This is a genomic window from Neobacillus niacini (assembly GCF_031456445.1).
Lineage (GTDB): Bacteria > Bacillota > Bacilli > Bacillales > Cytobacillaceae > Neobacillus > Neobacillus niacini_I.
In genome coordinates this window covers 102,381-124,351 of sequence record NZ_JAVDUQ010000006.1, presented here as the reverse complement: position 1 = coordinate 124,351, position 21,971 = coordinate 102,381, and the positions used below count along the sequence as shown (strand labels likewise).

17 protein-coding genes and 1 riboswitch are annotated in these 21,971 nt (G+C 41.2%); of the genes, 13 read left to right on the top strand and 4 right to left on the bottom strand.

What is annotated here, in order from left to right; all coding sequences use genetic code 11:
* Nucleotides 1-11: 11 nt before the first annotated feature.
* The 4 genes from J2Y67_RS08335 to J2Y67_RS08320 all read left to right on the top strand — a co-directional run bounded on the left by J2Y67_RS08335 (nt 12) and on the right by J2Y67_RS08320 (nt 4,042).
* Nucleotides 12-152, top strand: coding sequence for a hypothetical protein (locus J2Y67_RS08335; RefSeq protein WP_310172770.1), 141 nt, complete (start codon nt 12-14; stop codon nt 150-152).
* A gap of 21 nt (nt 153-173) precedes the next feature.
* The gene (locus J2Y67_RS08330; protein WP_310172768.1) at nt 174-1,709 is read left to right on the top strand and encodes an amino acid permease; all 1,536 of its coding nucleotides are present in this window, start codon (nt 174-176) and stop codon (nt 1,707-1,709) included.
* Nucleotides 1,710-1,845: 136 nt separating this feature from the next.
* On the top strand, nt 1,846-3,207 hold the full coding sequence (locus J2Y67_RS08325) for an FAD-binding oxidoreductase (RefSeq protein ID WP_310172767.1): 1,362 nt from the start codon (nt 1,846-1,848) through the stop codon (nt 3,205-3,207).
* A 103-nt stretch (nt 3,208-3,310) separates the two neighbouring features.
* Entirely contained in the window at nt 3,311-4,042 is a 732-nt protein-coding gene (locus J2Y67_RS08320) for a DsbA family oxidoreductase (protein ID WP_310172765.1), read from the top strand.
* 119 nt (nt 4,043-4,161) lie between these two features.
* Here J2Y67_RS08320 and J2Y67_RS08315 read toward each other — a convergent pair whose 3' ends face one another.
* A complete protein-coding gene (locus tag J2Y67_RS08315) occupies nt 4,162-4,497 on the bottom strand; it encodes a CotG/ExsB N-terminal domain-containing protein (protein WP_310172763.1) in 336 nt (111 codons plus the stop codon).
* Nucleotides 4,498-4,683: 186 nt separating this feature from the next.
* Here J2Y67_RS08315 and J2Y67_RS08310 point away from each other — a divergent pair, with 186 nt between their 5' ends.
* The gene (locus J2Y67_RS08310) at nt 4,684-5,775 is read left to right on the top strand and encodes a CotH kinase family protein (protein WP_310172761.1); all 1,092 of its coding nucleotides are present in this window, start codon (nt 4,684-4,686) and stop codon (nt 5,773-5,775) included.
* Between the two features lie 243 nt (nt 5,776-6,018).
* Nucleotides 6,019-7,002, top strand: a complete 984-nt coding sequence (locus tag J2Y67_RS08305) for a proline dehydrogenase family protein (RefSeq protein WP_310172758.1) — start codon at nt 6,019-6,021, stop codon at nt 7,000-7,002.
* A gap of 41 nt (nt 7,003-7,043) precedes the next feature.
* On the opposite strand, the gene ade is transcribed toward J2Y67_RS08305, so the two are convergent.
* Nucleotides 7,044-8,777: an adenine deaminase gene (gene ade, locus J2Y67_RS08300; protein WP_310172757.1), complete on the bottom strand. Its 1,734-nt coding sequence runs from the start codon at nt 8,775-8,777 to the stop codon at nt 7,044-7,046.
* 81 nt (nt 8,778-8,858) lie between these two features.
* Nucleotides 8,859-8,960, bottom strand: a riboswitch (purine riboswitch).
* 161 nt (nt 8,961-9,121) lie between these two features.
* On the opposite strand from ade, the gene J2Y67_RS08295 reads away from it, so the two are divergent.
* The 4 genes from J2Y67_RS08295 (at nt 9,122) to J2Y67_RS08280 (ending at nt 13,766) form a co-directional block, all read left to right on the top strand.
* Entirely contained in the window at nt 9,122-9,886 is a 765-nt protein-coding gene (locus J2Y67_RS08295; protein ID WP_310172755.1) for a MerR family transcriptional regulator, read from the top strand.
* A gap of 557 nt (nt 9,887-10,443) precedes the next feature.
* Nucleotides 10,444-11,514 (top strand): permease, encoded by a 1,071-nt coding sequence (locus J2Y67_RS08290; protein ID WP_310172753.1) that lies wholly within the window; start codon nt 10,444-10,446, stop codon nt 11,512-11,514.
* A gap of 188 nt (nt 11,515-11,702) precedes the next feature.
* A complete protein-coding gene (locus tag J2Y67_RS08285; protein WP_310172751.1) occupies nt 11,703-12,881 on the top strand; it encodes a glucose-1-phosphate adenylyltransferase in 1,179 nt (392 codons plus the stop codon).
* Between the two features lie 105 nt (nt 12,882-12,986).
* Nucleotides 12,987-13,766: an HAD family hydrolase gene (locus J2Y67_RS08280; RefSeq protein ID WP_310172748.1), complete on the top strand. Its 780-nt coding sequence runs from the start codon at nt 12,987-12,989 to the stop codon at nt 13,764-13,766.
* Nucleotides 13,767-13,801: 35 nt separating this feature from the next.
* Here J2Y67_RS08280 and J2Y67_RS08275 read toward each other — a convergent pair whose 3' ends face one another.
* Together J2Y67_RS08275 and J2Y67_RS08270 are read right to left on the bottom strand one after the other, a co-directional pair.
* Nucleotides 13,802-14,989, bottom strand: coding sequence for an MFS transporter (locus J2Y67_RS08275; protein ID WP_310172747.1), 1,188 nt, complete (start codon nt 14,987-14,989; stop codon nt 13,802-13,804).
* Nucleotides 14,990-15,237: 248 nt separating this feature from the next.
* Complete coding sequence (locus tag J2Y67_RS08270; protein WP_310172744.1) at nt 15,238-15,651, bottom strand: NUDIX hydrolase; 414 nt, start codon at nt 15,649-15,651, stop codon at nt 15,238-15,240.
* A 233-nt stretch (nt 15,652-15,884) separates the two neighbouring features.
* Between J2Y67_RS08270 and J2Y67_RS08265 the strand changes: the two genes are divergently transcribed.
* The 3 genes from J2Y67_RS08265 (at nt 15,885) to J2Y67_RS08255 (ending at nt 21,896) form a co-directional block, all read left to right on the top strand.
* Nucleotides 15,885-20,228, top strand: a complete 4,344-nt coding sequence (locus tag J2Y67_RS08265; RefSeq protein ID WP_310172742.1) for a pullulanase X25 domain-containing protein — start codon at nt 15,885-15,887, stop codon at nt 20,226-20,228.
* A 288-nt stretch (nt 20,229-20,516) separates the two neighbouring features.
* Complete coding sequence (locus J2Y67_RS08260; RefSeq protein ID WP_310172740.1) at nt 20,517-21,164, top strand: glycoside hydrolase domain-containing protein; 648 nt, start codon at nt 20,517-20,519, stop codon at nt 21,162-21,164.
* A 129-nt stretch (nt 21,165-21,293) separates the two neighbouring features.
* Nucleotides 21,294-21,896 (top strand): VanZ family protein, encoded by a 603-nt coding sequence (locus J2Y67_RS08255; RefSeq protein WP_310172738.1) that lies wholly within the window; start codon nt 21,294-21,296, stop codon nt 21,894-21,896.
* The last annotated feature ends 75 nt before the right edge of the window (nt 21,897-21,971 follow it).

Sequence of the window (21,971 nt, the reverse complement as noted above, 5' to 3'; positions counted from 1 at the left end):
GAGGGAAGCGAATGGGGGTTGTAATCGGTTTTGCGATGATTATCATTACGCTTGTTGTCGGTACAGCCATTGGGATGAAGGCAAATAAAAATGTAAGATCCTTTAATGATGAAGAACATGAAATTTTTGTCGGCAATGAAGCTGAAAAGTAATGGAGGAAAGGGGAGAAACGAATGAAGAGCAGGGACCAACAATTGCTCGAGGATAAAAAACACCTCAATCGTTATGGCTATGCCCAGGAACTCTTGCGTGACATGGGCGGCTTTTCGAACTTTGCGATCTCATTTTCAATTATTTCTATTTTAACCGGTGCTGTTTCCCTTTATGGTCATGGATTAACCTACGGCGGTCCGGGAATGATGGGATTTGGCTGGACCGTTGTAGCCTTTTTTGTCATGCTAATCGCAGCCTCACTTTCGGAATTGGCTTCAGCCATCCCAACAGCCGGGGCGCTTTATCACTGGGCTGCTGCTTTAAAAGGAACACGTATCGGCTGGTACACCGCTTGGATTAACCTAATTGGCCAAATTGGAATCGTTGCCGGAATTGATTACTCTGTTGCCCTATTCGCCGACCCACTTCTAGCAGGAATCTTCAACTATCAATCTACTGATACAACCACCTTAATCGTCTTTGGCGTCGTCCTCCTATTACACGGAATTCTCAATCATATTGGTATCAAAATTGTCGCAAAATTAAATGATTTTTCAGCCTGGTATCATATGGTCGTTGTGGCAATTTTAGTCGTCAGTCTAGCCTTTTTCACAAAGCATGGCTTGCAGCCAATTGATTACTTGTTCCATGTCGGTCAAACCTTTTCCGATAAACCGTATTTTCTAGCCTTTTTAATTGGATTATTACAGGCACAATGGACCTTTACCGGATACGATGCCTCGGCCCATACCATTGAAGAAACGGTTCATCCACGTGTGCGCGCCCCATGGGGGATTTTCAACTCGGTCGCTTTCTCGTTTGTATTTGGCTTTATCATGCTCGCGTTTGTCACGCTTTCCATTCATGATGCCAACGGTGCGGTGAATTCTGATAATGCCTTTATCTTTGTTATCAGTAAGGCATTAGGCGGTACATTTGGAAACATTGTTTTATGGCTTGTAACCTTTGCCATGTTCTTCTGCGGTCTTTCATCGATTACTTCATTTTCTCGAATGATGTATGCGTTTTCAAGAGATAATGGAATGCCGCTCAGCCGTCATTGGGCAGAAATCAGCCGAAAATACAGGACACCAGCAAAAGCGATCTGGCTTGCGGTTATTCTTTCCTTTATTTTGGCGTTGATCGATTACATTACGAAACTGGTCAATCCCAATGCAGGCTATTCGACCATTGCTTTTTTAACCGCGGTAAGTGTTGTAGGCTTGTATGTGGCATATGGGATCCCGATTTACCTAAAATTAAGAGCCGAATCAAAAGGTTTATTTTTACCAAAGCATTACGGTCCTTGGGCACTCGGAAAATGGAGCAAACCCATCAATGTGATCAGCTTAATCTGGATTGTATTCATCTGCATCATCATGGTCATACCGCCAAATCAAATGGCAGCATACGCCCTGATTGGGATGTTTGTGGTGTTGGTCATCATGGATCTTGCCTATTACAAGAAGCGTTTCAAAGGTCCGCAGGCGGCTCTTGAAAAATCAGTGGATGAAATCAGAAGGCTGGAAGATGAATTTGAGCATAAGAAAGAATAAATAGGTAAAAAGGTGCCGTTTTTTGGCACCTTTTTAGCATTCTATTAATCTTCAAAGTTTGAAATCATTCTGTGTTGTTCTATAATTACTATATTAGTATTACTTTTCCGAATATTCGAGAGAGGGCTGGCTGAAAATGGCATTATTAGACGAGTTAAGAAAAATTCTTCCTGAAGAACAGGTTACGGTAAACCCGACGGTTCTGGAACAACATAGTAGAGATGAGTCCTATCATACACCGCATTTACCGGATGTAGTGGTTTTTCCGAAAAATAAAGAAGAAGTCAGCAAGGTCCTCAAGTTTGCGAATGATCACGAAATTCCGGTAACTCCCTTCGGATTTGGTTCTAGCTTGGAGGGGCATGTGATTCCTTACCATGGGGGGATTTCTCTTGATTTTCAGCTGATGAATCGAGTCCTTGAGGTTCGACCGAACGATTTTTTAGTGCAAGTACAGCCTGGAGTTACCCGGACGCAATTAAATAAAGAATTAAAAAAATATGGTTTATTTTTTCCAGTTGATCCAGGTGCAGATGCCACGGTTGGCGGTATGGCGGCGACGAATGCGAGCGGAACGACCTCTGTCCGCTATGGGGTGATGCGGGATCAGGTACGTGATTTAGAGGTGGTTTTAGCAGACGGCCGTATCATTCATACTGGCAGCATGACGGCGAAATCGTCATCTGGCTATCATATAACAGGATTGTTTGTCGGCTCTGAGGGCACTCTGGGGGCATTTACAGAGTTAACCTTAAGGGTTTATGGGATACCGGAAGTGATTAGTGCTGCAAGGGCTATTTTTCCAAGTGTAGAGGAGGCGGTCGCTACGGTTACAGAAATCCTGTCTGCGGGGATTCAAATGGCAAGGATTGAACTAGTCGACGCCCGCTCGATTCAACAGGTAAATATTTACAACAGAACTGAATATCCAGTTAAACCAACACTATTTATGGAATTCCATGGCAATGAGGCAGGCCTCGAATATGATGCGGATTTTGCTGAAAAAATCGCCCTGGATCATGGCTGTGAGGAGTTCTTGTTTGAGACAGATTCTAAGGCGCGTGCACAGCTTTGGGAGGTGCGCCATAATTTGGCCTATGCTTTTGTACATAAGTCTCCCGGAAAAAAAATGATGGTTACTGATGTGTGCGTTCCGATGTCTGAATTGGGCGGTGCCATTCACGATGCCCGGGAGGCGATTGATCGGATTGGCTTGGATGGTGCTCTATTAGGACATGTAGGAGATGGGAACTATCATTCCATCATTATGATTGATGTCGATGATCCGGAAGAAATGAAAAAAGCGGCTGAACTGAATGCTCATTTGGTCGGATATGCCCTTAGCCGTGGCGGTTCCTGTACTGGAGAGCATGGGGTAGGGGTTGGAAAGGTGAAATACCAGCGCAAGGAACATGGGGAGTCATTGGAAGTAATGAAAGCCATTAAATTTGCGCTTGATCCGAAGGGGATTTTTAATCCGGGGAAAATATTTGGTTAAAAAACTTGTCCTTCCTTTCCCAATGAGAATGAGCAACTTGCATGGGCATTGTCTCTTCTTGTGATACACTATCTTTAATCATCAAAAAAAATGAGGTGTTCACATGAAAATAGAGGTATGGTCAGATTTTGTTTGCCCATTTTGTTATATAGGAAAGCGCAGATTGGAAGAGGCGTTGTCTCAATTCCCGCATCGGGATCAGATAGAGGTTGAATTTAAAAGTTTTGAACTTGATCCAAACTCGCCAAAATACAGTGGTGAATCCATTCATGAGGTACTCGCTGCCAAATATCGCATGAGCCTTGAACAAGCAAAGCAAGCCAATCAAGGGGTCGGTCAGCAGGCTGCAGGTGTAGGTCTAACGTATCATTTTGATACAATGAAGCCAACCAACACCTTTGACGCACACCGCCTTGCAAAATATGCGAAAGAACATGGAAAAGAAGCAGAGGTAACCGAAAAGCTACTTCATGCTTACTTTACAGAAGGAAAGAATATTGGGGATTACGAAACTTTGGCTGATATTGCTGAAGCAGCAGGTCTGGACCGTCAAGGAGCATTAAATGCGCTCCAAGACCAAACGCCCTACACCAATGATGTCCGCATCGATGAAGCCATTGCCCAGCAATACGGAATCAGCGGCGTACCGTATTTTGTCATTAACCAGAAATACGCTATTTCCGGTGCACAACCAACGGCAACCTTCTCAGGAGCACTCCAGCAAGTATGGCAAGAGGAATCTTACGCACCCGTAGTGTTAAAAGATCTATCAACTGAAAGCTCAGAGGACGCAACCTGCACAGATGGCAGCTGCGGAATCCCGGAAAAAAAATAACCTAAAAAACAACAGGCACCGCCCGATTTGAGAAGGTGCCTGTTTTATATTTAAACTGTCCACCCAGGACGGACAAAATAGTAAAGAGGTCCTTGGGCGTGCCTATCAACCTATAACGGTTAACGGTTTCGGATTCTTAGTTCCCACATGTTGCCGTCGTCCCAGCAGGTACTGATTTCTTGGTTGCCGCGAACCATGGTCCGCCAGTTGGAACGGTGTCCGCAATGATTGCGATGTCTGGTTGTATGTCTTCTAGAAGTTACTTTTCTAGAAGTTTGTTTACGTGAAGTTTTTCTTCTGGTTGTCGTTCGCTTCCTGGAAGTATTGCGTCTCGAAGAAGTTTGTCTCCGTGAAGTACGGCCAAATCCAGGATCCCTGAACATGAAATCACCAAATCCGCCTCTTTGTACTTCCTCTGCTGCTCTCTGAATATCTTCTGATGAATATTCGTTCATAATTGCACCTCCTTATTTCACGAAAGAGGGATTTAAAACGAAAAAGCCATAACCTCTCTCTTCTTTTATCAATTTACGTAATTCGGCTTGTATTTGTTTGGGGCATCCGCCCAATCACGCGTAAATTGTTGTCCGCTGGTGACCTAAAATTTTTTCATGAATACGAATAAAATAGGAGGAGGAATCATGGACGAGACTTTCAAATTACCTCAGTACAAAATCTTCATTAACCCAATTGATTTCCGGGAATTAAAAAGGGACATCTGGATAGATGATCCCGTCCCGGCTCAGCTTGCTATCGATGGGAAGAAACTCGAAATTGATCTCAGTTACCGGGGATCCCATATTCGTGATTTTGAAAAAAAATCCTATCAAATTGTGTACTACAAACCAAAGAAATTTAAAGGCTCCTCATTGGTCCATCTTAATGCTGAATTTAAAGACCCTTCCTTCATTCGCAATAAATTATCCTTTGATTTTTTTAAAGAAATCGGCTGTCTTGCTCCCCAGTCCCGCCATGTATTTCTGACGATCAATGGTAAAGCAGAAGGTGTTTATCTGGAAATAGAGTCGGTTGATGAAAATTTTATCAACCGAAGGGACCTTCCCAACGGTTCCATCTTTTATGCGGTTGATGGCGATGCCAATTTTTCACTCATGAGTGATTTGGATAAGGAAACGAAAAAATCGTTAAAGTTAGGATATGAGCGGAAATGGGGAAGTGCCAAGGAGGAGCTCTATTTACAGGAATTGATCTATCAAATTAATACCCTGCCCAAGGCTGAATTCCAAAAAGAAATCCAAAGATATGTGAATGTAGAAAGCTATCTTCGCTGGGTTGCAGGAGTGATCTTCACCTCGAATTATGACGGGTTTGTTCATAATTACGCCCTCTACCGCAATGGGGCTACCGGTTTGTTTGAGGTAATACCATGGGATTACGACGCGACCTGGGGAAGGGATGTGAATGGAAAGAGAATGGAATCCGATTATGTCCCTATCCACGGATTTAATACATTAACAGCCCGAATCTTAGACGAAAACCATTTTCGCAAGCAATATCGCAAGCTGCTGGAGGAGATCATGAATCACCAATTTACGGTAGAATATATGGCACCAAAAGTGGAGAAGCTTCTCCAGTCTCTACGCCCCTCTGTCTTACTTGACCCCTATAAAAAACAACAATTGGATCAATTTGATCAAGAATTGGCCGTAATCACTTTATATATGGAAGAAAGAAAAAACTATTTGAAAAAGAAATTAACGATGTTTGATTAGGTACTTCAACTAATTTGAAGTACCTGTACTTATTTTCCTAATAATAATTGATTGAAAATTCTTTCTGTTAAACCGGAGGTTGATGTTCGAATTTTTATGTATTAAGATAAGTATGTTTGATACGCAAAAAAACTAAAACGCTACCAATTTGCAGTAAAAAAATTATTTTACGAAAATTTGTATAATAATTTGTATTAAAAAACAATGCTATAATCAAATCCAAAAGCGCAAGGAGTAATTGCTATGTTAAGAGACTTTTTTATCGGCTTATCCCAAAATCAATTCTTGAATAGTGCAGCTAAAAAGTATGGCTTAAAAATGGGTGCTCAAAGCGTCGTTGCCGGTACAAATATTCCAGAAGTAATCAAAAGCATTAAAGAATTAAATGCTCATGGGATTTCTTGTACGGTTGACAACTTAGGAGAATTTGTTTTTAAAAAAGAAGAAGCTACGGAAGCGAAGGAGCAAATTCTTCAAGTAATCGAAGCGATTCATGAGAATAAAGTGGATGCACACATTTCTTTAAAGCCGACACAACTTGGTTTGGACATTGAATATGATTTCTGCTTAAGCAATTTGAGAGAAATCGTACACAGAGCAAATGAATATGGAATCTTTATCAATTTTGATATGGAAGATTATGGCCATTTACAGCCTTCTTTTGATCTTTTAGATGAGCTTTCAAGGGAATATGATAATGTTGGAACCGTAATCCAAGCTTATTTCTATAATGCTCAAGAAAACCTTGAAAAATATAAAAATTATCGTCTGCGTATCGTAAAAGGTGCTTACAAAGAGCCGGAAGAATACGCGTACCAAGATAAAACAGATATCGATAAAAATTACATCAAGCTAATTGAATGGCATTTATTAAATGGAAAATTCACTTCGATTGCGACACATGACCACCGTGTCATTAACCATGTGAAGGAATTTGTGAAAAAGAATGACATTCCAAATGATAAATTTGAATTCCAAATGTTATACGGGTTCAGAAAAGACCTTCAATTAAAGCTTGCTAGCGAAGGCTACAATTTCTGTACGTATGTTCCATTCGGAAGTGACTGGTACGGCTATTTCATGCGCCGTTTGGCGGAAAGACCACAAAACTTAAATCTTGTCGCCAAACAAGTATTTAATAAGAAAACCAACACCATGCTTGGGTTGGCAGCTGGTGCATTCGTATTAGGAAGAATGACCAAAAACGGCAAGAAAAAACGTAAATAATTGAAAAAGACCTGTACATCACGGATGTACAGGTCTTTTTACTAGATCCCTACCTTGATATGCTGAAATTTTCCTACATCAAAAAGTCCCAAATCGGTTAGTTTTAGTTCAGGGATAACCGGCAGGGTTAAAAAGGACAAAGTCAAAAAGGGATTAAAGTTACCGCTAAAACCAATTTGCACGAGTGCTTCATTGATTTTTTTCAATTCCTGGTGAATGGCCAGGAAGCTTTTCTCTGACATTAAACCACCGATTGGCAGGGAAAGGGCTGCTAAAATTTCTCCATCTTTCATTACCACACAGCCTCCGTTCAATTTTTTGATGGCTTGGATTGCAGCTAATAAATCCCGATCATTTGTCCCGGCTGCGACGATATTATGGGAATCATGAGCAATCGTTGTCGCGATGGCGCCAGTTTTAAAGCCAAACCCCTTTACAATTCCAAGCCCGATATTTCCAGTGTTTTTGTGACGTTCAAGAACGGTGATCTTTAATTGGTCCTGTTCAAGTGATGGGACGAAAAAGCCTTCTGCTGTTTGAACCTTTTCTTCAAGCCTTTTTGTCACAATGCTATTCGGGATGATTCCAATTACATTCGCACATTCCGTTTCACGGATTGAAATCTGCAAATCTTTTTCCAAAATGTCAGGAATGTGTACCGTTTTGGTCAAAGTTTCTCCCGGTTCTTTAGCTTGAAGCGGTTCTCCAACATAAATTCCATCCTTTGCAGTAAGTTTACCTGATACGTAAACCTCAGAAATCCTCATCGTTGCTAGGTCGTCTACCAGAATAAAGTCAGCCTTATATCCTGGTGCAATCGCCCCTTTTTGATGAAGATCATAGCATTCTGCCGCATTTAAGGTAGCGATTTGAATGGCTAATAAAGGGGACAGTCCTTCACGAATGGCCATTCGGATATTTTGGTCGATCGTGCCTTCCTCGACAATTTCATCAAGGTGCTTATCATCCGTGCAAAACAAGAAACGGCGTGCATTATTGGAGTTTACAGCCGGAATTAGGGCGTTGAGGTTTTTAGCCGCAGACCCTTCACGAATCATCACATACATCCCCCGGCGCACCCGTTCCATCGCTTCCGATGCTGTCGTACATTCATGATCAGTACGAATTCCTGCAGTTCGATAGATATTGATTGCAGTTGTATCCAGACCAGCTAAGTGCCCGTCAATCGGTAGGTTATGTTCATCTGTTAACAGGATTTTGTCAATAATAGGATCATCGGCATTTTGTAAGGACGGGTAATCCATCACCTCAGCCAGTCCAAGTACCCGTTCTTGTTGATAAAACTCCTTCAGGTCATGGGCCAACAGCCTCGCTCCACTATTTTCAAACGGTGTTGCCGGTACACAGGAAGGAAGCATGATTTTTACATCTAGAGGAAGATGATTAGAATCATCCAGCATAAACTGAATTCCTTTGGCGCCCGAAACATTGGCAATTTCGTGAGGGTCCGCGATGACCGTGGTAACTCCATGTGGAAGGACTGCTTTTGCGAATTCTGTTGGGGTGACCATTGAGGACTCGATATGAACATGGGCATCAATAAACCCGGGACAAACGAAACGGTTTTTAGCATCGATGACTTCATTTCCTTCATAATCGCCGATTCCGACAAACATTCCGTCTTTTATCGCGATATCACCAGATAGGATTTCCTGGTTAAACACATCCACAATTTTTCCATTTTTGATAACGAGATCGGCGGGGAGTTTGCCGCCTGCAGCTGCGATTTTATTTTTTAATATTGTTTTATTCATGGTTCTCAGACCCTCTCAGTTATATTTGAAAAAAACCTCCAGAAAATTCTGGAGGCTGACTAAGAGAGATATATAGGGTCCAAAAACCCCTATCCCTCTCGTAGTCAAACTATTTACGGCGGTTTGGTAGAAACTTTTGGACCCTATCTCCAATATTATACGAGTGGACGTAGTATTAAATTCTCTTAAATAATAGGACAAATTTTACCGTTAAGAAACTGAAGGTGTCAATGCAATCTGCAAAAGTTGTAATTATCAAAAAACATCCAAGAGAAAAATTTTTAAAAAATAGGATTGACCTTGACGTTGCGTAAAGGTGTATCGTTAGTTTAGGAGGTGAGCGAATGGAGTACACAGTGCAGAAACTCGGAAAATTAGCTGGAATTAGCACCAGGACACTTCGCTATTATGATGAAATTGGAATTCTTAAGCCGGCAAGAATCAATTCATCAGGCTATCGGATTTACGGAGAGAAGGAAGTCGATCGTTTGCAGCAAATCCTTTTTTACCGTGAGCTTGGTGTTAATTTAGACAGTATTAAGAAAATCGTTACCGCGCCTTCCTTTGACGGAGCAAAAGCACTGCGGGAACATCGTGAAAAACTCCTAGGAAAAAGAGCACAATTAGATGTGTTAATTGCCAATGTCGAAAAAACAATTGCCTTAACAGAAGGGAGAATTGATATGTCGGATCAAGAAAAGTTTGAAGGCTTTAAGCAAAAGATGATAGAGGAAAATGAGAAAAAGTATGGGGCGGAAGTTCGTCAAAAGTATGGAAAAGATGCGGTGGAGAAATCCAATACAAAGGTAAAGAACATGACGCAAGAGCAATATCAGGAGGTTACCACACTTGAACAGCAGGTAAAAGAAACCTTGTCTCAAGCTTTCGCAACAGGGGATCCAGCAGGTGAATTAGCACAAAAAGCGGCAGACCTGCACAAGCAGTGGCTGACCTATTATTGGAGTGAGTACAGCAAGGAAGCTCATGCCGGGCTTGCGCAAATGTATGTGGAGGATGAACGGTTTAAGGCTTATTACGATAAGGAGCTGCCGGGGACAGCGGAATTCCTCCGAGATGCCATTCAAATTTATACAGGGGTTAAAGGATAAGAAATAGTAGGCGTTTTCCTTTACGTATAAAAGGGAGAACACGTCTCTGTGGGCTTTAAATTCACCTAAATCAGTTGCCAGGTACCATCCATTATTTGGACAGTACTTGGCATCTTTTTTTTCGATATACTTTTTATAAATAAGTAAATTCCACGAAACGTTGATCGAATCGGTCTATCCTTTCCGAAACATCCCATCCAAACCATTAATCACAACTTTGAAAAGGCTTACTGGGGGTACATTCATTGACCAACCTAGATTTCATTATACTGATACCGATTGTTCTTTTTTTCTTAATCATTTCTTCCTTCAGGCGGTAGATTTTAGGTCAATCTGAAAAATTGCAGTTGAATGAACAATATTATAAGTCACTATTTGATCAAAATCCGGACGTTATCCCGATTTCAGCGGACGAATTTGAAAAACAGTGTAAGTTCATTGGAGGATAGCACCCTAAAGCCATCTTTGACAGTTTGCTTAAGGGAAATCAACTAAATAGATTGACTAATTGTGTTATAATAGTAAATGTTTGATTTTATTAATGGAGGTTTTGATACATGGCGCAAATAAATAATTCCATTTCAACGCCGCAGCCTAACTCCAAAAAGACTGTTGTGTATGCCATTATATTTTTATTCGTTGCGATTGCCGGATTAGCGTATGTAAAATGGATTCCTTATTATGGAAAATCCATACTTGCAGCCACTACTCATTCAATCGGTACATCGATTTTAGGAGATAAAGCAAATTTGCCTTCTGCTTCCTGGGACAGTGCCTGGGCTTATGCACTTACCTACTTTAATGCTGTTTGGAAAGCTGCTGTTCTCGGAATCATACTTGGATCATTAGTTCAAGTATTAGTCCCAACCAACTGGCTTTTAAAAGTTTTAGGGAGAACTTCCTTTGGAAGCACAGCTGTTGCCGGACTTGCAGCACTTCCAGGAATGATGTGCACATGCTGTGCAGCACCGATTGCGGTCGGCTTACGTAAAAAAAATGTCTCTGTCGGCGCGAGCCTTGCGTTTTGGATTGGGAATCCAACCCTGAATCCAGCCGTATTAATTTTTATGACCTTTGTTTTATCTTGGAAGTTTACCTTGTTACGCTTGATTTTTGGTGTCATTTTAACATTCGGTGTCAGTTACTTAGCCAACCGCTTTGTACCTAATTTAAAAGCGGTAGACCTTGATAAAATGCTGGAAAAAGCAGAGAAAGAAGCATCAGGTTCATTTTCAAAAAGATGGGTAAAAGCAATGGGCAGCATGGTGTTATACATTGTCCCAGCCTATATTCTTTCTGTTTTGCTAATGGGTGCGGTAAAAGTTTGGCTATTCCCGCATATTAGTGACGCAGCTGCAAATGGAATCCTATCTGTCATCGGTTTTGCGATTGCCGGGATGTTATTCGTGATTCCAACTGCTGCAGAGATTCCCATCATTCAAACTTTTATGTCCTTTGGGCTTGGCGGCGGACCGGCAGCAGCACTATTAGTGACATTGCCATCCGTTAGTCTTCCATCCCTAATCCTTGTGGCAAGATCATTCCCGAAAAAGGTATTGTTCTTCGTTGCAGGATCTACTGTTGTAATCGGAATCCTCAGCGGAATTGTTGGGATGTTTTTACTCTAATAAACGTAGGCGCATGATCGATCATGCGTCTATTTTTTTGTCATTTCGAGTCGATAAAAAACTGGTGAATATTCACAAAGCTGTAACATGAAAACCGAAAAGATGGAAAAATCGGGAGATAATAGTAATAGAGAGAGATGTAAAAAGGCGGCATAGCGGATTGAATTTCTTAAGGAGGTGGTTGAAAAATGAATAAGCAAAAATGGATTGCGATGCTGTTGGCAGGTGGAAAAGGGAAACGGTTAAATCTTTTGACCCGCACCATGGTAAAGCCTGCGATGCCATTTGGCGGGAAGTACCGCATCATTGATTTTGCTTTGAGTAATTGTAAAAATTCAGGGATTGAGACAGTTGGGATTTTAACACAATACATGCCGCGTGCACTCCATTCTCATCTCGGAAATTACAGTCAATTTGACCGGAAAGGTGGCGTATCGATTCTTCCACCCTATCAACGGGATGAAGCAGGTGTGGAATGGTATGAAGGAACTTCGCATGCAGTGTACCAAAATATTGAATTTATTGAGCATTATGATCCTGAGCATGTCCTCATTCTTTCCGGGGATCAAGTGTATAAAATGGATTATTCGCTTATGCTTGATCAGCATATCGAAACCGATGCCGATTGTACAATTGCTGCAGTCGAAGTTCCGTGGGCCGAGGCAGACCGGTTTGGTCTTTTAAGAATCAACCATGCTACATGGAGGATTCTGGATTTTGAGGAGAAGCCGGTTAATCCGACTTCAAATTTAGCTTCAATGGGAATTTATCTCTTTAAGTGGTCCATTTTAAAACAATATTTGATATTGGCAGAACAAAAGGAACATCGTGATTTTGGTAAGGATGTTATACCTGCTATGCTTGAGGATCGACTAAAGCTTTTTTCGTATCGTTTTAGGGACTATTGGAAAGATGTTGGTACGGTTCACAGTTATTGGCAGGCAAATTTAGATCTTTTAGACCGTGAACAAAATATTTTTCTAAATAACACGGATTGGACGATTCAAACGGTTGATAGCCATTACCCACCGTTATTCTTAGACGAAGGGGCAAAAGTACAGCAAAGTTTACTAAGCGAGGGCTGTGAAATATATGGAAATGTTGAGAATTCCGTATTATTCAGTGGTGTTAAGATAGGGAAGGGAGCACAGATTAAAAATGCCGTGATCCTGCCAGAGACCGTTGTGGAAGAAAACGTCTGGATAGAAAATGCCGTCGTTGGTGGGCAATCCTTAATCAAAAAAGGGGTCATTATTTTTTCGAAAAATCCAAAGAGGCATTTAATGGTTGTAGGGAACCAGGTAACGATTGATTTAGGTATTGAACAAACTAAGCTGCAATCGAGGATAAAAATGGTCATGACGTAAAATAATTTTTTGAGCTCGCTTAATTGGCGAGTTTTCTTTATATTTTTTTTATTGTAAAAATGGTAAACTATTAAAATATAAATCAAACACAAGGTGAGGGACAAAATGTTAAAAGCAATATTTTTCGACTTAGATGATACACTTCTTTGGGATCAAAAAAGTGTAAAGGAAGCGTTCGTTGCGACATGTAAGGTTGCGGAAGAACGATATGGAATCGACCATGAACAATTGGAGGAGGCGGTTCGTGACGAAGCGAGAAAGATCTATTCCTCCTATGAATTTTATCCATTTACCCAAATGATTGGGATTAACCCATTTGAAGGGCTATGGGGAAATTTTTTAGATGAACACGATGAGTTTCCTAAAATGAAAGAAACGGTTCCGTTCTATCGAAAAGATGCCTGGACAGCGGGTTTAAAGAAATTGGGTGTAGATGACCCGGAATTTGGCTTTGAGTTAGCGGAGCGTTTTCCAGAAGAGCGCCGCAAGACACCGTTTGTCTACCAAGAAACCTTTGAAATACTCGATGCATTAAAGGGAAAATACAAGCTGTTGCTATTAACCAACGGCTCACCAGATTTACAAAATACCAAACTAACGATTACACCTGAGCTGGTGCCATATTTTGATAAAATCGTCATTTCCGGGGATTTTGGCAGAGGAAAGCCGGATCCATCTCTTTTTGAACATGCGCTTTCCTTAATGGAGCTGGAGAAAGATGAAGTGATTATGGTGGGAGATAACCTTATGACGGATATCTTAGGGGCGAATCGTGCGGGAATTAAATCGGTTTGGATTAACCGCCATGAAAAGGATCGGAATGAAGTGATTCCTACTTATGAAATTAAGCATTTAGAAGAGCTTTTTGGGATTATTAAGGAATGAAAGTAAGCCAGGCGGAGTGCCTGGCTTTTGTTGTATTATCCGTGTAACGCTTCGTTTGCACGACTGCTCTTTTGGATTACTATAGCACCGCATAACAGGAACAAGAATAACGTGATGTATAAGGCATCATCGCCTCCGATATGAAAAAGTGCTGATCCAAGAAGCGGACCAATTGCCGCACCGGTGAAGCGGACAAAGTTATAAACCCCCATGGCAGTTCCTTTTTCCTTCGAAAATAGATTGACAAGCGAGGTAGATTGAGACGGTAAGCTCATCCCGAGCATGACTCCATAGCAAAGGAGTAAAACAATCAGGGCTGGTATATTTAAGAGACCCCAGTGCAGGCACACCCAAAAGACGGTTACCACGATTCCAATTCCATAGGCCGTATAAACTAGAATGGATGTATGCCTCATGAAGGATTGAAGTTTTCCGCCGAGAAGCGAACCTATGACGATTCCTGCGGTAAGCGGCAGGAAAAACAGCCCTTTTACAGCCAATGGAACCTGAAATAATTCGTCTAACAAGCCAGGAATAAAAACAAGGTAAATATAATAGCCGTAAAACTGGACAAAGCCCAGAAGTAAAACAGAAAAAGCAGCCCGATTCGTCAGAACTCCTAAAAAAGTATGAATCGTAATTTTTCTAGGAGCAGTTTCTTTTGCCAGGGTTTCTGGCAGGATGACGCGATTATAAAAGTAGGCAAATAATGCGCCGGCTGCTAGAACAGCAAAAGCGGTGTGCCAATCAGCGGAGGCGGCAATAAAGCTTCCAACAACCGGACCAAGTACAGGGCCAAGGAACACCATGGTCTGGTACACGCTCATTGCTTTACCACGTTCCTTTGGTGGATAAAGGTCTCCGATGACCGCAGCCGCAACGACCGAGCCAGTCGTGATCCCAAATGCCTGCAGCGCCCGCCCAAATAGAAATAGATAGTAGTTGGGGGAGAGGAAACAAATCAAGGATCCTGCTATAAAAATAAGCAGGCCCGGAAGCAGGGTCGCTCTCCGCCCGCGCGTATCTGCCAATGGGCCGACTAGGAATTGGTTGGTCGCTAACACAAAGGTATATAAGGAGATGGTTAGATTGACCATAAATTGGCTCGCGTGATAATAATGTCCCACCTCCGCCAAGCTGGGTGTATAGATGGTTTGGGTAAACGGTCCCATAAAGGCAGCAATCGATAACCCAAGCAAAATTTTTCCGTTTCCGTATTTCAAGATGCTCACTTCCTTCGGTTTGCTAAATATCTTTCATTTTACCAGAAAGTTGTGATGAGAGTGGGAGAAATTTTATTTATTGGGCTGTGAAGGACATTTTGAATGGTAGACTTTTGAAAATGTCTTTCATGAGGGAGATGAAGGACAAAACGTAGGTGGAGACTTTTGAAAATGTCCTTCAAAAGGGAGATGAAGGACAAAATAAAGGTGGAGACCAGTGAACATTCCTTCAAATGAAAAGGCAAAACTCATCCCCAATCCTCTAGTGCAAACACATGATTTTTCTCAAAGTCCTTAATAATTTCCGATTTGAGGAACCCCTTTATTTCCTCCTTGCTGACCCATATATAAGCCGTATGCTCCTCTGAAAGGGTTACAAAATTATCAGAGCTTCCACATAAATAGGTTATGACAACTACCTGTCTAGTAGGATCTGTCTTAAATGTGGTCGCATATAAAATTTTTCCAACGGTAACATCTAAACCGGCCTCTTCTTTTATCTCTCTTCTAAGCGCGGTCGTTAAATCCTCACCAAACTCGATTTTACCTCCGGCACATTCCCATGTACCGCCGCCAATTTTCTCGTTTTTTGCCCGCTGGACTAATAAAACCTTACCATTATGGAAAATAATGCCTTTCACTACAACAACCATTTTGTTCATTCAAAACACCTTCATTATAAAATAATTCCTGATACTTCTATTATATTATGAAATGAAAAGGTTTAGGGAATAGAAGCCAAACAAAATATTTGTCGAAATATCTGACAAAAAGGTAAAATAGTCCTATTTTTCCGAAAATATTCAGGTGAGATAATAGTTTTCAAGTAGGCGTTTCCTAGTGTATTTTGTGCAAACGTTTGCCTAAATTAAATAAAACTAAGAGGAGGAATTTTATGAAAGGAAAATCCCGTAAGTTTGTTAGCTTGCTAACCCTTTTATTGCTCATTGTGCAAACGGTTGCAACCACTACGCTAATCAATCCAAAACAAACAAACGCAGCGGAAAGGATTGTAACCCTAGTAGGAGATTTTCAGACCGAATTGGGCGGATCGGGGGATTGGAAACCTGCTGATCCTGCCACACAAATGAAGGAGCAGGATAACGGAACATACATATTCACAGGAACGCTGCCTGCAGGAAACTATGAATATAAAATTGCTATCAATGGCACATGGGATGAAAACTATGGGGCGAACGGGGTTGCAGGTGGCGAAAATTACAAATTGTCTCTCGAAAAAGAAACACAAGTCAAATTTATTTATGATGATAGGACCCATAAAGTGACAATTCCTCTGGAGTTGCCGGATGATCAAAAACCAAGGCTTGTCGGGGATATCCAACCGAAAATCAATGCCGGCGGTAAATGGTCGCCTAGCGATGCCACGGCTATTTTACAAGATGAAGATCAGGACAATATTTACACGTACACCACTCAAGTACCAAAAGGAAAATACGAGTTTAAGATTGTTCTAGGGAAAAGCTGGGACGCTCCCGCATATCCTGGAAACAATTTTGTCCTCAATGTCCTAAAGGATTCGACCATTACGTTCTTTTATAATCATGATACAAAAGATGTTTATACTGACTATGACCCGGGAGTGCCGGATGGAAAAATCCATAGCGATCAACTATTCCATAATACATGGGACATCGCTTACCGTGCACCTTTTGGCGCAGTAAAGATTGGAGATACGGTGAAACTTCGTCTACAGGCAAAGAAGGGGGATTTATCCGGCGCCAAGGTTCAGCTTAAAAACTATAACACGGGTAATACCACTACTGTCGAGATGGAAAATGCAGGTTGGCTTAAGCAGAATGATAAACAAGTAGAGCTTTGGGAAGCATCATTCAAGCCGAGGGAAAAGGGAGTTTACGGCTATAAATTTATTGCCCGTGATGGCAACACACGAGAAGAATACGGTGAAGACACCCAAGAAGGCGGAAAAGGTATTACTTCAGACTCAAATGCCTCTTTATTCCAACTAACTGTTTTTGATCCAGGATTCAAAACACCAGATTGGATGAAGGAAGCGGTCGTTTATCAGATTTTTCCGGACCGCTTTTTCAATGGGAATAAAAAGAATGATCATGCAAAAACGAATGCCCGTGGAGAGGAGCCGATTGAGCATCGTAGCTGGGATCAGCTCCCTGATAACCCTCGTCAGGAAAACACAGATGAGTATGATGGCGATAAAATTTGGTCCAATGACTTTTTCGGCGGGGATATTGCGGGAATTCAACAAAAGCTTGATTACATCCAATCATTAGGTGTGAATACACTCTATTTAAATCCAATCGCCGAAGCATCGTCGAACCATAAATATGATGCAACCGATTATAAAACCATTGATCCAATGTTCGGCACACCAGAGGAATTCCAAGCTTTTACCAAGGAATTAAAGAAGCGGAAAATGCATTTAATTTTAGATGGCGTATTTAACCATGTTGGAGATGATTCGATTTATTTTGACCGTTACGGAAAATATAAAACGGTAGGAGCATATGAATATTGGTCTGCCATTTTCGATCTTATGAACAAAGGGGTAAAACAAACTGACGCCAAGAAACAGGTAGAGGAAAAGTTTAAGGCGGAGGGGCAAATTTTTAGCCCTTATGGCTTCCAAAACTGGTTCAACATTGAAAATAAAAAGGTAGACGGTGTCTATCAATATCAGGGCTGGTGGGGCTATGATTCACTCCCAGAAATCAAATCCATCCCAGGGGATGCGGTCGATTATAATTCGGAGTTAAACAATAAACAGTTTGCCAATTATATTATGTATGATAAGGATTCCGTTGCCAAAACTTGGCTTGACCTTGGTGCATCTGGTTGGCGATTAGATGTTGCAAATGAAGTAGATCCAGAATTTTGGCGCGAATTCCGCAAGGAGCTAAAGACGGGAAAGAAAGATGACCCGCTCATTTTAGGGGAAATCTGGGATGATGCTTCCAAATATTTTCTTGGCGACCAATATGATTCCGTCATGAACTATCGTTTCCGTGACGCCGTGATGAATTATTTGAAAAATGGAAATGCAGAAGGCGCCGAAAATCAGTTGAATGCGGTTTATGAAGACTATCCAAAGGAAGCTTTTTATTCCTTGATGAACCTAATGGGTTCCCATGATACCGCACGTGCTTCCTTTATATTAGGGAATGGAACGGATTCCTTTGAACGGGCGGAGTTGGACAAAAATTATAATCCGAAGTTAGGGGTTCAACGCCTTAAGCTTGCAGCCATTCTGCAAATGGGTTATGCCGGTGTGCCGACTGTTTACTACGGGGACGAAGCAGGTATGTCGGGCTCGAAGGATCCGGATAACCGCCGAACTTATCCATGGGGTAAAGAAGACAAGGATCTCGTGAAACACTATCAAACAATTGGTAAAGTGCGCAACGATTACCATGATTTGTTCAGCTATGGTGATTTAAACCATCTCTATGCAAAAGGGGATGTGCTTGCTTTTTCCCGTGCGGATAAAAAGAATTTCGCGGTGGTATTGACCAACCGGGGAAACGAAGCAAAAACGGTGGAACTGAATATAGAAGATGTATTGAAAAACGGCATTTACTTAAGTGATCAGTTGGACAAAAAGTACTCGGTTGTTTCCAAGGATGGAAAACTTATAGTTACTATTCCAGCAATGAGCGGGCGGATGCTTGTTTCTGATAAAGGTCAGAATCTAAAACGTCCAGAACCTGCTAGTGAATTAACTGCTAAAGAAGGAAGTCATTCTGCTACATTAACATGGGAAGGCGATGCAAAAAGCTATGCTATTTACCAAACGACCATTTCAGGAGCTTTTTATAAAAAAGTAAATGAAACCGTTGGAAATTCTGTAACCATTGATGGATTAGATAATGGTCGAAAATATTATTTTGCTGTTGCAGCACTTGATAAAAACGGAAATAACTCCGAAAAGGTGGAAACAGCGAAGGCAGTTATTCCGCATTTGGCGTTAACGGATGGCCTTTATAAAATGGATCACATTACCACTCTGCAATCTGCTACGCTTGACCTTGCAAAAACACAAACGGTCACTGCCAGTATTTTTGTAAAAGGAGAGACAGAAAAAGGACAGATGGAAGGATTACTAGCAAAGCTGCAAGTGAAAACGCCGGGGAATGATACTTGGTCGAACTATGAGGCGGCTTATGTAAATCAAGATGAAACTGCGAATGTCTTTAGCGCGAATTTCCTTCCGTTAAAAGAAGGAAGTTATCAATACCGATATGCGATTTCAACGGATCTTGGCAGGTCATGGGTTGAGAGTGATACCCAAGCGGTAAATTTCACAAAAGGAGATGATACCACCGCTCCTGCGGAAAAGGTAACCTTGAAACAGCCTGCACAAGAGTCGGGGCAAGTGAACCTTTCTTGGAAAGTCGATGGGGCGAAAGATCCTTACATGATTGGCATTGTCCGTGATGGAGAAATGATTGATCAGCTTTTTGAATCTAGTACGGATTCATACAAGGATATTAATGTGACAAACGGAAAATCGTATCGGTATGAAGTAGATATCTATGACCAGGCTGGTAATGTTGAAAAATCAAACGAAGTTACGATTATACCTGATCTTGTGACCGTAAAGGTGACGTTCAAGATGAATGCACCATCTTATACACCGCTTGGAGTGAATATTACGATACCAGGCAGTAAAAATGGTTGGAATACCGGTGCTTGGACAATGACGCGCGGCGGTGCAGTAACAAATGATTATGAGTACACGGTTGAAGCGCAGGAAGGCGAAGTGCTGACCTATAAATACGTTAAGGATGGAACATGGGATGAAGAAGGCCTCGCCGACCATACTCCTGCAAACTCGAATGATGATGATGTCAGCTATTATGGCTACGGCGCACAAGGAACGGATCTTTCGATAGTGGTCACCAATCAAGGCGGCAACAAAATGGTGATTCAGGACAAAATCCTTCGCTGGATTGACCAGCCAGTAGTCATTACATCCCACACGGATGGCGAAACTGTTTCAAGTGACAGTATTACATTAAAAGGAACCGCCATTAAGGGTGGACTCCTTACGATTAATGGGGAGACTATACCGGTTAATGGTGACATGACCTTCTCTCACGTTGTTGCCTTAAAAGATGGCGAGAACAAATTAACGATTCACATTGAACCATCAGAGGATGTTAAATCGACAATCTTTAAAAATGATGGCGGTGCGATTAGTAAAAATTCGAAGACAATAGAATATACAATTATTAAAAACTAACCCAGTTGTATTGCCTCTGTCCTCATAATAGGATAGAGGCATTTCTTTTAAAACTGGATTATTTTTCATATGAATACATGCAAGGTTAAGTTGAAGAGACGGAGCCGCAGCGAAAGTGTTGTTTAATTTACTGGCACATAAAATTACAAAAGTGGCAAATAAAGTTCAAAAATAGGGCTATAAAAATAAAAAGTTGGAAAATAAATTGAGAAATCGTTTATAAACGAAGTTTTTTCATAAGGATAAGCATCTTTCGCATATAAATGAAGATGAAAATGGAGGTGTAGTATGGCAGTTTTTTGGGGCGTAGACTCTGCAGTAAGTGCTAATGAGGAAAAATTACAATGTGTCCAAAAAAACTTTGGTGCCCCGGATTTTTGGGGAAGATATTTAAGTACGGTGCCCAATGCGAGCGTGGGACTTACGAAGGACGAACTGCGATTTTTAAGGTCGAAAGGCATCAAAGTTATGCCCATTTATAATGATTTTGAAAACCCGGTTGGGAAACAAGAAGGAAGAGTGATGGCGCGGAACGCCATTTATCATGCAAAACGACTGGGAATACGTAAAGGAACCGTAATATTCGCCAATGTAGAGCGGTTTCATGAAGCGGATGCAGAGTGGTTAATTGGCTGGGTTGAAACTTTTTATACCAGTTCATATAGACCGGGATTTTATCATGATCCAATTGCCGGTGATTTTCATAGTGCCTACTGTGAAGCAGTTCAAAAAGAGGCACTCGTAAAAAATCAAGCGGTATTGTGGAGTGCGAAGCCTGAAAAAGGGATCAGCACCAAACGGAACAAACCGAAATTTAATCCCCAAAAACCGCGTTGCCCTGGATCAGTGTGGGCCTGGAAATACGGTAGAGATGCAAAAGTCTGCCCGATTGACACCAATTTAGCAGATGAAAAATTGTTTAACCTCATGCATTGAGAATCGATAAATTCGGGTGATGCCAGGCGTCGCCCGAATTTTTTTGATATTGATGTATGGGGTTCCCCCGACCATTTTTTTTCGTGGTAGAATGGTTAAGAATGGATTTTTTGTGATGGGGGATCTTGAATGGTTTCAAAAAAATGGGCAGTTTGGCTTTCCGTGATCGTTTCACAAGGCTTATTTGCAGCTTTCATTCCTATTTTGATAAAATTATTTACCTATCTTCACCCAGTCGTACTGATTGAGGTGTGGTTTTGTATAACCATTTTTATTTTTTACTTGATTTTTATGGTTACCAAGAATACAATCACCATTTCAAAGCGAGTATTATCGACCGCCTTATTCTTTTATTCATGGTGCTTGCTTATTTTATTATTTTTCAGACCATCCAATCAGGAATATCAAACCTACAACCTGATTCCTTTTAAAACGATCTTCTACTATTTAAGCGGAGAAGTTTCGTTCTTCATTGCGTTTTATAATTTAGCCGCTAATGTTTTATTGTTTATCCCCTTTGGCATTTTTGCAATGATGATAGCTAAAAAATCACCTGGTAATCCTATAAAACGATTCGGGATTCCCCTTATTTTTGTTATATTGATTGAGGTTTTGCAATTCCTTACTAAAAGAGGAAGTTTGGATGTGGATGATTTGATATTAAATGTCTTTGGGGTATATGCGGGTTATGGATTGTCACGGATGATCAAGAAGGTTTTAATAGTGAGATAGTTGTTAATATGGCAGGGCAATCATGGAAGTATAAAACTATAGGTTAAAAAAAGTCCCGAGTGTTTTAATCCACAC